Genomic DNA, 13,592 nt, shown 5'->3' on the forward strand with positions numbered 1-13,592 from the left:
TAAGCTATTAGTGTGAAAAAAGCATTTACAATTAATTCAATTAACTGTACCATTCTGATTTAATTTCGTCAATGCTCATATTTTTCCATTCCTCTTTCCATAATTCCCAATATGGTATGTCATTAGATGATGGTTCATTTGCACATCTGTCAATTTGAACAATGGAAGGTAAAATAATTGATTCTCCGACAAGCAAAGCTTCGCCTTGTTTTAATGAGGGCATTGTGTCAATTAGAGTTCCTAATGTGTCTGGAAGAAGTTTTTTTACATAGCCTTGGTCAACAGGGTTTGTTAAACGCATAGCAATGAAGTTATTGCATTGTGAAAATATTGTTTCCGAAATTTCAGATGGTCGTTGGCTTGCAAGAAGTAGAGTGATTCCGTATTTTCTACCTTCTTTTGCAATTCGCTCAATTGATTTTTTTGAAGAACGATATTTAACTAAATCGCTGTTGGGAACGTATTTATGAGCTTCTTCGTAAACAAGTAAAATAGGAATGTCGTTGTTAATTTTTTCATTTTGGTCTTTCGCATTTCTTAGTCTTTTGTAGAAGTAACCGTATTCAAAAACCATTCTTGAAATTAGAGAAACTGTAATACTCAAAACCTCGAATGGCACACCACTCAAATCAATAACTGTAACATTGGATTGTTTACCTGTCTGATAACCGATTAATTGATTTAGGGTTTCCTCAAATGTTATGTCCTTTGATTTTTGTGCAAGTAAAAAATTAAGTCTGTTGTCATTAATTTTATTTTCTAACCTGTTTACAAAGTTTGTTAGTTTTCCGTGAAGGCTTCCATTTGTTAATTTTGGTTTGTCCTTTTTTGCACCTGAAGCATAGACTTCGCCTGAATCAATTTGTTCAGTATTCTTTTCTTTTGCATATTCTAAAACATAGTCAATGTCAAAGTATAAGGGTGAATCATAATGAATTTTATTTTTATTTTCTTCCGTTCCTTTAAAGTGCTTTTTTCTATCGTTGACAATTGCTTCTTTAAAAATGAATTTTTGGTTATGGTCGTTTGCATCAGTATCCAAAAAGAACTCTTCAAGCTCCTCACTATTTAAAAGCCAATATGGCAATACTAAATTTTTAATATCAATAAAATTAGCAGTTGGGAAGGCTGATTTGTATTCGGAATGAATGTCAAATATTATAACGTGAGAATTATTAATTGAAAAATCTCCACTTTTTTCTGATACAGCTTTTTGAATAATCGTAGATAGTGTATGTGATTTTCCTGAACCTGTTGAACCAACTATTGCAACGTGTTTGTTGAAAAACTTATTCCCATTTACTGATATTCGTATATTTGGATTAGAAGATAAAGAAGCAAAAGTGAATTTCTCTTTTGGGTCGATAGACTGCTCGTATATTTTTTTAATTTCTTCCTCCGTTGCTGGTTCAACTTTCTTTGGTGGAATTGCTAAAGAATCTCCGCCTCTAATAAACTTGCCATTTTTTATCATTCCCAATGGAAGTGCTTCAATTGCATAATCCCGTTTCCCTGCGTCATTTACTATAATTGAGAAGTTCTCAATTATTGCCATTAGTGTAGCATTTTCATTGTCCGAAATTTTAAGGTAAGAGCCAACCTGCAAAACTTCTCCTGCTAATCTAAAGTCTTCAAGGTTGTCAACTACAATTTTTATTTTGTCAGGATAAACTGCGATTACCTCTGCATTTATTTTTTCAACTTCGTCTGCCATTTTATATAATTTTTTTGATGTCCGTTAATTGTGTAAATTGAATCTGTGCTTGTTTGACACTTACGTTTGAAATATCAAAAAAGGGATTCGTATTGTAGAACTGATAAATCTCTTTGGTTTTACTTATTTCATTTAATGTTAAATCAATATGTTCAATTTTATTGAGTATTTTAAGTTTTATTGAGTTGCTATTGTTAGCTGACTTAGAAATTGATTTTGGATTAAATTCTGAACCGTCAAAATCAAATCCATCAATGAACATGAAGCCTTCTAAAAAAAGTTCTTTTTTCAAATCAAGTAACTCTTGTGGAAGAATATTGTGCAAATAAATGTAAGGACAGAAAGGTTTTGGTTCTCTTGTTGAAAGTTTCGACCATTTTCTTGAAATGGTCAAGATTAAATCTTTTAATTCTGCTCTTACATAATTTGTAGTTGGTACTTCGATTATAAAAAAACGTTCAAAAGGTGAGGTGTTTAAACCTGTAAAATATTGGGTTCTTAATTCCGCAAATAATTTTGCTTCACCTTTGTATGTAACGAACCATTCATTAAATAGAACTCTTTTGAAATCAATTTTTTTCAAAAATTCCGACTTGCTAATTTTTCTTTTTGCTATGTTACTTTCAACTGCAATTTCTTTTATCACTTTCAGAGCATTGTTATAAAAAAAATGTTCCGCTTCAAAAGGCTTGCAACCAAATTGCTTAATCAATAAGGTTGAAATCTTTGAAACTTGTGATTGATATTCTAAAGCAGAAATATCTATGTCAAGTAGTGAAATGAAATCATCTAATTGGGTGTCTGAAAGGCTGTGTTTTGTATGGTGGTAATATTTTATTTTATTTTCTGTGTAGGTTAGAAAATGGTCTTTGAGAAAAGTTGAATCAATTGGCAGAGTTAGCTTTGCCTGTCCTGATTGAAAATAGCCATAGAGTTTGTACTTTATTCTTTGCTTAGTTCCATTTGTAACTTCCTTAAAATGGTCAAGCATTAGTCGAATAGGTTTTGCAATTACTGAATGATTGTATTCTGTCTTGGCGTAATACTTACATTGAATTGCTGTTTCTTCTCTCGCTGTGTTTATATCCACATCTTCAATTCCTTCAACAATAATTGTGTCAGTGTCAGTTTGTAATTCTAATATTTTCGCAATAGCATAATCGAATTGGTAGAAATATCCCTTTATGGTATCAACTGCTGTTCTATCTGCCATTTTTGTTATATTAATTTGTTTTTCAGGTAATTGTTATTGATAATACCAAATGTTTAAATAGAAATGCAATATACATCATAAAATTTTTATCTTATTACAGTTTTCCGTAAAACAACAAAACTAAAAAACACGATAAAATTTTAAATCAGTATTTTTAATGAACTTCAAATATAAAAAGCATCTTTCTAAACATTTATCGACTTTCTATGAAAGAAAAAATCCCAACTTTCGTCAGGATTGATTGATATTATTAATAATTTATTTGTAAAATATATATCTCACAATTTATTTCCATCTTGTGAAGCAAACCTTTAACCTAATTTAAAAATTTGATAAATGCTAAATTTCCCATATTCTTTACAAGCTACCGTTCAAATTGTCTTATTTCTAAAAATTGACTTGTATTCCATGTCTGTGGTAAGTTTCAGAATCTAATTTTAAAGAGTGATATTTATGTTCGAGATGATGTAAAACTCTTTCGCTAATATATTCGGGTACTGTAGTATATATGAATCCTGTACCATAACCTTTATTAGCATAAAGAATGTTTCCAAGTTTGATAAGTGGATTAGAAAAATGTATAGCATTAATAAATGCAAGACATAAATTTTCTATCACTGGCACCAATACCAATAATCGACTATCAGTAATTCCTTGAATAGTTTCGGGTCTTGAAAGTATTCCATTGTCACAAATCTTTTTTATTTCTACGATACGAGAATCTATACTTTTTTCTTCTTTTTCTTCGATGACCGATTGATGGGCTAGCGTATTTCTAATTTTTCTTAACAGACTTAACGTATCATTCGTCTTAGCATCAATAATTCCTTTAGCATACAGATATTCAATTTTAAAATTTAATGTAACGGAGGTTTTAGTGTTTTGATCAAATTTTGCAAATCGATCTAATTCAAAGGTGTGTTTAAAGAGCTCACTAATTAATTCATCGAGGTAAGATGTGGCAATCATTATTGAAAAGTCAAATTCATATTTCGTAATCCTTTCAAACACATTTGCCAGTTTATCTTTTAGTCTTTCTATGTGAGCCCCCAAATATTTTTTTTGAATTTTATCGACACGGTATGAGCCAAGCTGCTGATTCAAAGCAATTACATAATTATTATCAATTTCTTTTGAAATAATAAACTCATAATCTGTCGTGTCTTCTAATTCATTTACAAGTTGAAAATCAATATACAATTGTTGTAGATGTGACTCAATGTATGATGTGAAATCTTCCGAAGTGCTTGTAAGGATAAATTTAAATACAGCATCTTCAATTTTAAGTAAAAGACTACAATTATGTTCTTTTCTAAAAAAACGGTCTTTGTTTGAATACCAATAATCTGTTGGCAAAGACTGAATGAAATTTAATGCCTTTTCTTCATGTTCTTGAAATACTATCCATTTCATATAATATCAGTTTTATTTAAGTTCTAGGAATTCATAAACTTTTTTAATCTCTATAATTTCTTTCTACAGAATTTCAATACAAATTAAAACTCCTTCTGTGTAACTATACCCATATCCAAAACCATAACTACCGCCACCACTTACTTTCTCTGTGTCTGATAAAAATCTTGGTGAACTAGATATACCTTGAGAGCTAAACTTGTAATTGTAACGACCTGAAGTAATAGGCGAAATAGAAATAATTTTAAAATTTTGAGAAGATAATTTCTCAATTTCGTTGTTGATATCATTAGACAATCTTTCACCATCAATTTCTGACTCAGACCATCCTGTAATCTTTTGAGATGCCACTCTTTTTGTAACTTGTTTTTCATTTCCAAACCAATTCTTTTTTGTTTCGCCGGTGGGAATATTTTCAACAACATTTTGAATTATAGGTTTGAAATACGCAGGAATAAATATAGTTTTTATCATTGAATTAATTGTGTTTAAACTCTTTATCCTATTGGATCTATCTACTATGGGTATTTTGCTATAATCTTTTTTAGCAATTCCCTATATTCTGGGTTGGTCATTTTTGAATGAAGACCATCGTAGTGATCAAGTTTTCCACTAAGAGCGTTGATCCTTGCCATTTTCTGAGTTATTAGAAAGCTTTTTTCATAGCAAAATGAATAAGATTTGTAATAACTTATATCTTTTTCAAAGATATTCATATTGGAATCTAGGTAAACTAGCTCTTCACTATCATAAGTCTGAGACCCAAAGAATGGCTTGTTTGCTTTAATTTCCAATCTGAAATAACTCCACGCAAAGTTATTCATTGACTCAAAATACAGTTTTTCGGGCTCGAAGAAGTATTCATTATTTACTAACAAATACTTTTTGTTATTTATTTCGATGACTTCAATAGCTGTAAAATCTAAACCTCCGGAATGTGGAAAGAAAGTATGATTTAAGCTATCATAATTTATAAATAAAATTTTTAGAATATTCTCAATTTCATAAATGTCGGTCCACGCACAATTTTCAGGAATCGAGACTGGAAATATTTGTCTGATAGCATCCTCCCATTCAATACCATTTCTTAATGTATAATCACTGTTACTTTGTACCCAGAAATTGAAACGGTCTTTAAAATCTTTAATTGTAGGTCTTTTATCCGGATCATTGTGTGTTGAATCAAAAAGTAATTTTTCCAAAATTACAAGCGAAAAGAAGTAGGTTTCACCCAGAGTCACCATTTCATTTATTTTCAGATCAATGTAATTCCTCAAATTTATTGAGCTGTGAGAATTATATTGTCCGTCAAAACTTGTCCAATTTTTGGTTAGGATAACCCAAATCGTCTTAGCCAAAGAATAAACGTCTGCTTTTTTATATTCAGCTGCTGATGATATTCTACGCATTTCAGGAGCAATGGTGAAGGCTGGTCCTATTTTTTCGTTTAACCTTGATAGTCTATTTTGTTTTGGAAAATTTGCCAATCCAAAATCTGATAACTTTGGATAATTATCAATTATTAAAATATTTTCAATTTTAATATCACGATGTGTAATATCATTATCGTGCAAAAACTCAACCGTATCAATTATTATAGCAATTCGATCAAAGGTTTCTTCAATGGTCAGTTTTTTAATATCGTCTTTTAAAGGTATAGCCAAAGGCATTATATAGTAAGGTGTTTCCTTTGCTGTTTTGGAAGATGGTATATGATAATCTACTATTTGGATAATACCGGGATTTGGAAATTTCCGAATAACTTCAATCTCATCGCAAAACCTTTGATATGGAACAGTCTTTCTGTAATGTTTAATAGTTTTTTTAGCAAAAAAAATCTTTTTGCTATTCTGGGTTTTCCATACAACGCCGTTTCCTCCCTTGCCAATAATTTCAATGTCAATATATTTTTCCATGAAATTTTAACTGTAATTTATTTCGTTTAATGTGTGTATTCTGAGAGTACCAATAATTGTCAGAACTCCAATTTATTTTTCCTACTGATTTTTCAAGTGTATTCTTCAATCTATCTAATAAAAAATTCATTCTCCATATTTTGAAGTATTTCTGGGAGTGTTCTTTTATTAAGTATATCATATTCCTTAAAAGAAATTTTTGGTGCATTTTCAATTTGAAGGAACTCTTGATATAATTTTGGTAAAATTTGTTCTCTTTCCTGGACATACTTTTTGAAAACTTCTTCAATAATTTTATGTGTATTCTTAAAAAAGTAATTATCCTTTTCAGTTTGTGCTTCTGTGAATGCTCTTACTACATTATTGTCGAAAACTAAGTTGTTATAAAATTTTTGAAATAAATTATATATATCATCCACATATTCCTCGTAGTTTGAAGCAATAAGAGAATTAAAAGGTGATTTTAATTTTATATTCAGCTTTTCTCCAATATGTTTTCCGTGGCATAGAGCAAGAATTAAAAATAGTTTGTTATGGGATTTTACGTTTATGCTTCTTGTTTTTTCAAGAATTTCTTGCCAAGTAATGAGAATTCGGTCATTTGCCAATAGCCCATCACGATTCTTTGAACCGTGCAAATAAATATGGATTAATACATTTTTATTAGTAATATCTTTCCCCTCTATCCAATCAAGCCTATTTAAAAAGTCAGTTTTGGTTTCAATTTCAAAATATTCAGTATCAATATCACTATCAAAAATATTCATCTTGCTAACTATGTCATTGTATAATGCAAGTGCATTTGTACTTTTTGATTCATTTGGATCTATACATTCTATAAAGTAAAAATTGTTTACTTGCATATGGCCTGTCATACTTTCCACGTCATTTTATTGTTCAATATCTAATAAAGCAAGAAAATCATCAAGCTTTATGGCTTTGCCATTAAATCCACATTTATCAAATGAATCAATTATATTTTGATCTTCCGTCACCAATATAATGTCGTCATTTTGCGGATTATAAAGAGTACCAAATATGAGTGAAATATCTAGAATGGTGTTCCACCTTTTATCCATTAGATCACTAATTGCAACGACACCGCTTCCAATATTATCTAAAAGTAATTCATTCATTACAAGTGCTGGACAAAAATCCTTCATAAACTGAATGACTTTTCGGAAAAACTCTTCATCTTTTTGATATGTCTCCTTAGCATTAAAATATGCACGATCAAGAAGACTTTGCGCTACTAAAAATGATAATTCACCTTTTCTCAAACCGTCAAAAAATTTTCTCCTTATTTCCTTCCTGCCTTTTCCTTGAAAATAAGCCCAATCTACATTTCCTTCATTAATAGACTTTAGGTAACTTTCATAATTTTGCCTGATCATTTCCTTTTCAAAATCTAATTGTTCACTAACTGTTTTAATTGCATCATTAATGCTATCTTCAGGAGTGATATCAAGGTTCCCGGCAAGTTTTTGTGCTAATGTTATTGCTTGAGCATATATTTTCAAAAAATCTTCTTCTTTGCCAAAAAGGTAGCTTCCTAAAATTACATCCATCGGAGGTGTAAATTTGACGTGTAAGTTATTTTTTGTTTTATCGGTAGACAAATTAACTAATAAATTCAGACCTTTTCTGCATTCATCTTTTATAACAGGATGAGTATCATTGTAATGATTAATTAATTCCATCGCTGGAATAATTGGGAATGTGATTGTTATAGATTGAGCTTTGGCGGCTGCAATAATTTTTTCCTGAATTATTTCAATTTCCTCAGAAGTTTTATCTTTTATTAAATTTCGATAAATGTTTGTGTCTAATATAATTTTCATCAAATATATTTTTGTTTTGCTAATGTCATTAAATATACAAAAATATCTTTCAATCGACTTTACGGTTTTACTTTAAAAAAACAAAAAAATCCAAACTCTCGTTAGGATTAATCTTGTAATGTTCTAGTTCTATTTAGAGAACTTATAATTATTTTTTTAATTCTGCAAGCTTTGCATATTCCGAAATATCAAAATTAAAGAATTCTTGCAGAGTCACATTTAGTTCTCTGATAATTGCTAATAATGTCTCAAATTCTGGATTGGTGTTTCCGCGTTCCAATTCACCAATTGTCTTTTTTACAAGACCAGTTCTTAATCCTAATTCTTCTTGAGATATAGGTTTTCCAGTATCGGGATTTATAATTTTTTGTCTTAACTCAAAAATCCTATAACCCAGAGCTTTCTTTGCATCAGTAAAAGTCAAATCTTTCATTCTTTGTAAAATTCTTGGTTTAGAATTAAATTTTAGGATACTTATAAGTGTCTTTTATATAATTTTTACTATATTTGTAAAATAAGTTACTGTAATGTAACTTTGCGATACTTCAAAGAATTATAGAAGCTATTCGCTTAGAATCTCGTATCAGAAAACTGGCGTTTTTTATTTACCACGAGAGGATAAGTAGAAGGCTCACGCATTAAGCGTGGGCTCTCTTATTCGTGGTAAAGGTATGCCAGTACCTCTGATGCGGTAAGTAGAGTTCCACGCTGTTTTATTTCCAATGTTGTCCGCTTTTCTCTACAATTAAACCTAAGCAGCTTCCTCAAGATATAGTATCAGACTGAACGATACAATGGGGTGTACAACTCATTGCGGCTTTTAAGCTAACACGCGACACAATTTTCATTCATATTAATTTTTTAAGATGTGCTGGGGCAGGAGGTTTTGCTATGTCCTTACTGAGGCTTCCTCCCAAGCATCATCGAAATACATTATGTTAATGCTAGAAAAAATATTGATTTTTAAGAAACAGATAGTATAAAATAGAAGAACTAGCCATAGAAACAAGAAAGCCCTCTTAGCACTATGAGTATTGTGGAATTTACGCAGTGCAGAAGAGAGCCTAAAATTTAACGAATTAAATCTATTCAAAAGTATGAAAAAAAACTTTTGCAGCCTGAGTCATATCCAATTGGCTTTTGGCTTCACCTTGCTAGCCTCCGGCGTAGCAATAGGGCAGATGCGTGTGATCACAGGCACTGTTACAGATAATATTAATAATAAAGCGATTTCAGGGGTAAGTATATTTCAGGAGGGTAGTGATGCTGTTGCTGTGAGCGATGGATCGGGTGTCTATCGGGTTCAGGTATCAGGAGAGAATCCTGTCCTCGTCTTTAAGCATACTGATTATCCGGAACGGAAAGTCATTTTGGGAAACAGGATAGTGGTCGATGTCGCCTTGGGCAGTGGTTCATTCGAGAACGAGATCGAGGAGGTCGTTCTCAATGCAGGTTACTATAAGGTGAAAGAACGGGAGAGTACCGGAAGTATTGCCAAGATCACGTCTAAGGATATCGAGAACCAGCCTGTCACCAATGCACTTTCTGCGATGCAGGGACGGATGGCGGGTGTCAGTATTGTCCAGAACAGCGGAACTGCCGGAGGTGGCTTTGATGTTCAGATCAGAGGGCGCAACTCACTTCGTACCTACAACACCAGCGGGTTCAACGCTAATTCGCCGCTGTATATCATCGATGGCATTCCAATCCCGACCGGAAACGAGTTCAAATCGGGACTGGCCTCTTCTGTCCTGCCTTATTCTGATACCAATCCGCTGAATGCGATCAACCCTGATGATATTCAGAGCATCGAGGTCCTGAAAGATGCCGATGCTACGGCCATCTATGGCTCCAGAGGTGCCAATGGGGTGGTGCTTGTAACGACACGGCAAGGGGTCAAAGGCAAGACCCAGGTGAGCTATAATTCTTCTTATGGTTTGGGAAGGGTAGCGAGGCTTCCCAAGATGATGTCAACGGAGGAATACATCAGGCTAAGGAAACAGGCCTTCTTGAATGATGGCATCCAGAACCTGCCTGCGAATGCCTATGATGTCAATGGTGTGTGGGGCAATGACCGCTATACGAACTGGCAGAAATATTTTATAGGCAATCCCTCCGAACAGAGTTCGCATCATCTGAGTGTGTCCGGTGGTACGGAGACCACCAAATTCAATCTTACAGGCGCGCACGAGGAACAGACCTCTGTCTTTCCGGGTGACTACCGCTATAAGAGAAATAATGCTGGGATCAATCTTCAACACCAGAGCCCCAACAGAAGATTTTCAGTGAATTTCTCATCGTACTACACCACCCAAAGCAACGTTCTGCCACCTACGGATTTTTACAGGATCTACACAGGGCTTGCGCCCAATGCCCCGGATATTTATAAGGGGGATGGAAGCCTCAACTGGCAGAACAATACGTTTACCAATCCCATGGCTGCGGCAACACAGACCTACAAGACCAACTCTAAGCAGTTGATCTCAAATCTTTCTCTGGACTACAAGTTGTTTGATGATCTGGTCTTCAAGCTCAACGGCGGCTATACTGATAACAGGACCAGTGAGCAGAGGATCTATCCGAAGACATTCTACAATCCATCAACCAACATTGGAAGTGAGCGGTCAGGCATCAGAAAGGGGGAGAATAACAGTTCAAGCTGGATCTTGGAACCTCAGCTGAGCTATGACAAGACTTTGGGAAATCACCAGTTGCAGATATTGGTGGGGACCACGTTTCAGGAACAGAAGACCACAGGGCAGGTACTGTATGCTTCCAACTTTGCGTCGGATGAACTGATAGAGAATATCGGCTCGGCCCAAACGATCGTTGTCAGCAGTGCCGGGGCGTTGAAATACCATTACCAGTCCCTGTACGGTCGGATCAACTACCAATATGATGGCAGATACATTCTGAACCTGACGGGACGGCGCGACGGATCAAGCAGGTTCGGAACGGACAACAGGTATTCGAACTTTTGGGCTGTGGGTGCTGCCTGGCTGTTTTCAAAAGAGAAGATATTTGAGAATATGAAATGGTTGAGCTTCGGTAAAGTTAGGGGCAGTTATGGAACGGCAGGGAGTGACCTTATAGGGGATTATCAGTACCTTGATACTTATCAGACTGGACTTTATGCCTATGATGGGACGCAGGGCATCTCACCGGTGCGCCTGTTCAATCCCAATTTCGGATGGGAGCAGACGAGAAAAATTGAAGTTGCCCTTGAGGCTGGTCTGTTCTACAACAGGATCAACTTTACAGGTGCTTATTATAGCAACAGAAGTTCAAGCCAGTTGGTTGGTATCCCGCTTCCGGGGACAACGGGATTTGCCTCGATACAGGGAAATCTTAATGCCACCGTTCAAAACAGGGGATGGGAGTTCACTCTGGAATCCAGAAATCTGGTCAAAGGGCAGTTCAAATGGAATTCAATGATCAATATGTCCCTGCCGAAAAATGAATTGGTCGAGTTTCCGAACCTTCAGGGCTCCACTTATGCCAATACTTTGGTGCTGGGCTATTCGACATCCATACGCAAGCTCTACCATTATCTGGGTGTCGATCCTGTAACTGGTATCTATCAGTTTGAGGATATCAATAAAGATGGTAAGCTGGACATCAATGACAGAACGGTCATCAGAAATATCGGTATGCGATGGGATGCCGGGATACAGAATATGTTCCAGTACAAATCCTGGAAATTGCAGTTTCTGATTCAGATCGTTGATCAGGATATTAACAACAGTGCAACATACGCCGCCAGTATAGGGGCGGTGGGTAATCTTCCTGTGCAGTTTCTGGACTATTGGACGCCTGACAATCCGAATGCGCAATACCAAAAACCGACAACTTTCGCCAATGCTGCTTTGACAACCGCGGCCGTAAACTTTACTAATAGTGATGCCAGTGTGAGCAATGCGCTCTATGTCAGGTTGAGAAATGTTTCCCTGCAGTATGACATTCCGCAAGACTTTCTAAAACTGATGAATGTCTCTGTTTTTCTTCAGGGACAAAACCTTTGGACGTGGACAAAATATAAGGACCTTGATCCTGAATCTGTGCTTTCTGGCTTTACACCACCATTACAAATGTTTTCAATGGGCTTTAACATCAAATTTTAATACTATGAAAAAGATATTTTTTACGCTTCTTTCCATTGCTGCGCTAAGCTGCAGTGATTTTTTGGAGGTTGATCTCCCGAATGACCAGCTGACAGCTGACCTCATCTTCGAAGATGCCCAGTTGGCAAAAGCTGCCATGGCCGGTGTGTACAGGTCTCTGGAGGAAAAGGGTTTCCTGTCAGGTTCTTCCACGGGCGGGGGTGTCTATATGGGATGCTATGCTGATGAGCTTGTTTCCTACGAGGTCAATACCTCGAATCTGTCTCAGTTCTACCGCACAACGGTCAATCCCCAATCCACTGCTATCAAGAATTTATGGAATGATTCCTACGCTCAGGTCTACGCGATCAACAGGATCATAGCCGGTTTGGATGCATCGGCAGGGATCGAGTCTGCTGTAAAGGACAAACTTTTGGGCGAGGCCTATTTCTTAAGGGCTTTTCTGCATTTCTACCTGACACAGACCTACGGTGGTGTTCCCTATGTGACCTCGGTGGACTACCGTGAAAATACGACGGTTTATAAAAAGAGCGTGACCGAAGTGATGCAAAAGGCATTGGAGGATCTGTCAGTATCTGAACGCTTATTGTCTGAGCAATCAGATGCTGTTGCAAGGATCAGACCTACGAAAACGGCTGTCTATGCCCTACAGTCTCGAATTCATTTGTATTTGCAAAACTGGGATCTGGCAATCGCAGCGAGTTCCAAGGTAATTTCAAACGGGGCCTACGTAGTAGAGACCGATCTCGCCAAGACCTTTAAAAAGGAGAGCAGGAGTTCCATCTGGCAGTTAGAACCGATCAGGGCAGGGAACAATACGAGGGAAGGTGCTCTATACACATTGCTATCTGCGCCACCTACACAGGTGTCATTGACACTGGATCTTGTGAATTCCTTTGAAGTGTCTGACAAGAGAAGACAAAGCTGGATCGGTTCGAAAAATGATATTCAGCAAAACACCTTCTTTTTTGCTTCTAAATACAAGCAGGCCAATGTTTCTGCAACCACCCTTGAGCATTCGATCGTACTTCGGGTCGAAGAGCAATATCTGATACGCGCAGAGGCCTACCTCAAGAAAAACCTTAATTTATTGGCTGTTGCAGATGTTAACGTGATACGATCACGTGCGGGTTTGCCTATACTGACCTACAGCAATGAATCCCAATTGATGTCAGCGATCCTCAACGAGCGGAAGCATGAGCTGTTCACTGAGTTCGGTCATCGCTTCTATGATCTTAAACGCCTTGGAATTTTGGACGTCTGGATTGCTTTCTACAAGCCCCAATGGAGGACATTTAATCAGGATCTGCCGTTGCCCGAGAGCGAACTTTTGTTGAACCAGAATCTTCTACCCCAGAACAATGGTTACTAAAA

At 35.7% G+C, this 13,592-nt stretch carries 10 protein-coding genes; 2 read left to right on the forward strand and 8 right to left on the reverse strand.

What is annotated here, in order from left to right:
* Positions 1-40: 40 nt before the first annotated feature.
* The 8 genes from AXA65_RS11940 to AXA65_RS11975 all read right to left on the reverse strand — a co-directional run bounded on the left by AXA65_RS11940 (position 41) and on the right by AXA65_RS11975 (position 8,530).
* Positions 41-1,714: an ATP-binding protein gene (locus AXA65_RS11940; RefSeq protein ID WP_063970328.1), complete on the reverse strand. Its 1,674-nt coding sequence runs from the start codon at positions 1,712-1,714 to the stop codon at positions 41-43.
* A 1-nt stretch (position 1,715) separates the two neighbouring features.
* Positions 1,716-2,927 carry a DUF4297 family anti-phage-associated protein gene (locus AXA65_RS11945; protein WP_063970329.1) on the reverse strand — a complete coding sequence of 404 codons (1,212 nt, stop codon included), beginning with the start codon at positions 2,925-2,927 and terminating at the stop codon, positions 1,716-1,718.
* 387 nt (positions 2,928-3,314) lie between these two features.
* Entirely contained in the window at positions 3,315-4,340 is a 1,026-nt protein-coding gene (locus AXA65_RS11950; protein ID WP_063970330.1) for a hypothetical protein, read from the reverse strand.
* 63 nt (positions 4,341-4,403) lie between these two features.
* The gene (locus tag AXA65_RS11955) at positions 4,404-4,814 is read right to left on the reverse strand and encodes a hypothetical protein (RefSeq protein WP_063970331.1); all 411 of its coding nucleotides are present in this window, start codon (positions 4,812-4,814) and stop codon (positions 4,404-4,406) included.
* Positions 4,815-4,858: 44 nt separating this feature from the next.
* Positions 4,859-6,256 carry a protein kinase domain-containing protein gene (locus tag AXA65_RS11960; protein WP_063970332.1) on the reverse strand — a complete coding sequence of 466 codons (1,398 nt, stop codon included), beginning with the start codon at positions 6,254-6,256 and terminating at the stop codon, positions 4,859-4,861.
* 110 nt (positions 6,257-6,366) lie between these two features.
* Positions 6,367-7,140 carry a hypothetical protein gene (locus AXA65_RS11965; protein WP_131797809.1) on the reverse strand — a complete coding sequence of 258 codons (774 nt, stop codon included), beginning with the start codon at positions 7,138-7,140 and terminating at the stop codon, positions 6,367-6,369.
* Positions 7,141-7,146: 6 nt separating this feature from the next.
* A complete protein-coding gene (locus tag AXA65_RS11970; protein ID WP_131797810.1) occupies positions 7,147-8,097 on the reverse strand; it encodes a hypothetical protein in 951 nt (316 codons plus the stop codon).
* Positions 8,098-8,245: 148 nt separating this feature from the next.
* Entirely contained in the window at positions 8,246-8,530 is a 285-nt protein-coding gene (locus AXA65_RS11975) for a helix-turn-helix domain-containing protein (RefSeq protein WP_063970335.1), read from the reverse strand.
* A 664-nt stretch (positions 8,531-9,194) separates the two neighbouring features.
* On the opposite strand from AXA65_RS11975, the gene AXA65_RS11980 reads away from it, so the two are divergent.
* Together AXA65_RS11980 and AXA65_RS11985 are read left to right on the forward strand one after the other, a co-directional pair.
* Complete coding sequence (locus tag AXA65_RS11980; RefSeq protein ID WP_063970336.1) at positions 9,195-12,218, forward strand: SusC/RagA family TonB-linked outer membrane protein; 3,024 nt, start codon at positions 9,195-9,197, stop codon at positions 12,216-12,218.
* A gap of 4 nt (positions 12,219-12,222) precedes the next feature.
* A complete protein-coding gene (locus AXA65_RS11985; protein ID WP_063970337.1) occupies positions 12,223-13,590 on the forward strand; it encodes a RagB/SusD family nutrient uptake outer membrane protein in 1,368 nt (455 codons plus the stop codon).
* Positions 13,591-13,592: the final 2 nt, after the last annotated feature.

Origin of the sequence: Chryseobacterium sp. FP211-J200 (assembly GCF_001643375.1) — a bacterium.
In the GTDB taxonomy this organism is placed as follows: Bacteria; Bacteroidota; Bacteroidia; order Flavobacteriales; family Weeksellaceae; genus Epilithonimonas; species Epilithonimonas ginsengisoli.

Coding starts and splice junctions, on each gene's coding strand:
- AXA65_RS11940 (WP_063970328.1), bottom strand. CDS start 1,714: ATGGCAGACGAAGTTGAAAAAATAAATGCAGAGGTAATCGCAGTTTAT.
- AXA65_RS11985 (WP_063970337.1), top strand. CDS start 12,223: ATGAAAAAGATATTTTTTACGCTTCTTTCCATTGCTGCGCTAAGCTGC.
- AXA65_RS11980 (WP_063970336.1), top strand. CDS start 9,195: ATGAAAAAAAACTTTTGCAGCCTGAGTCATATCCAATTGGCTTTTGGC.
- AXA65_RS11955 (WP_063970331.1), bottom strand. CDS start 4,814: ATGATAAAAACTATATTTATTCCTGCGTATTTCAAACCTATAATTCAA.
- AXA65_RS11975 (WP_063970335.1), bottom strand. CDS start 8,530: ATGAAAGATTTGACTTTTACTGATGCAAAGAAAGCTCTGGGTTATAGG.
- AXA65_RS11945 (WP_063970329.1), bottom strand. CDS start 2,927: ATGGCAGATAGAACAGCAGTTGATACCATAAAGGGATATTTCTACCAA.
- AXA65_RS11970 (WP_131797810.1), bottom strand. CDS start 8,097: ATGAAAATTATATTAGACACAAACATTTATCGAAATTTAATAAAAGAT.
- AXA65_RS11960 (WP_063970332.1), bottom strand. CDS start 6,256: ATGGAAAAATATATTGACATTGAAATTATTGGCAAGGGAGGAAACGGC.
- AXA65_RS11950 (WP_063970330.1), bottom strand. CDS start 4,340: ATGAAATGGATAGTATTTCAAGAACATGAAGAAAAGGCATTAAATTTC.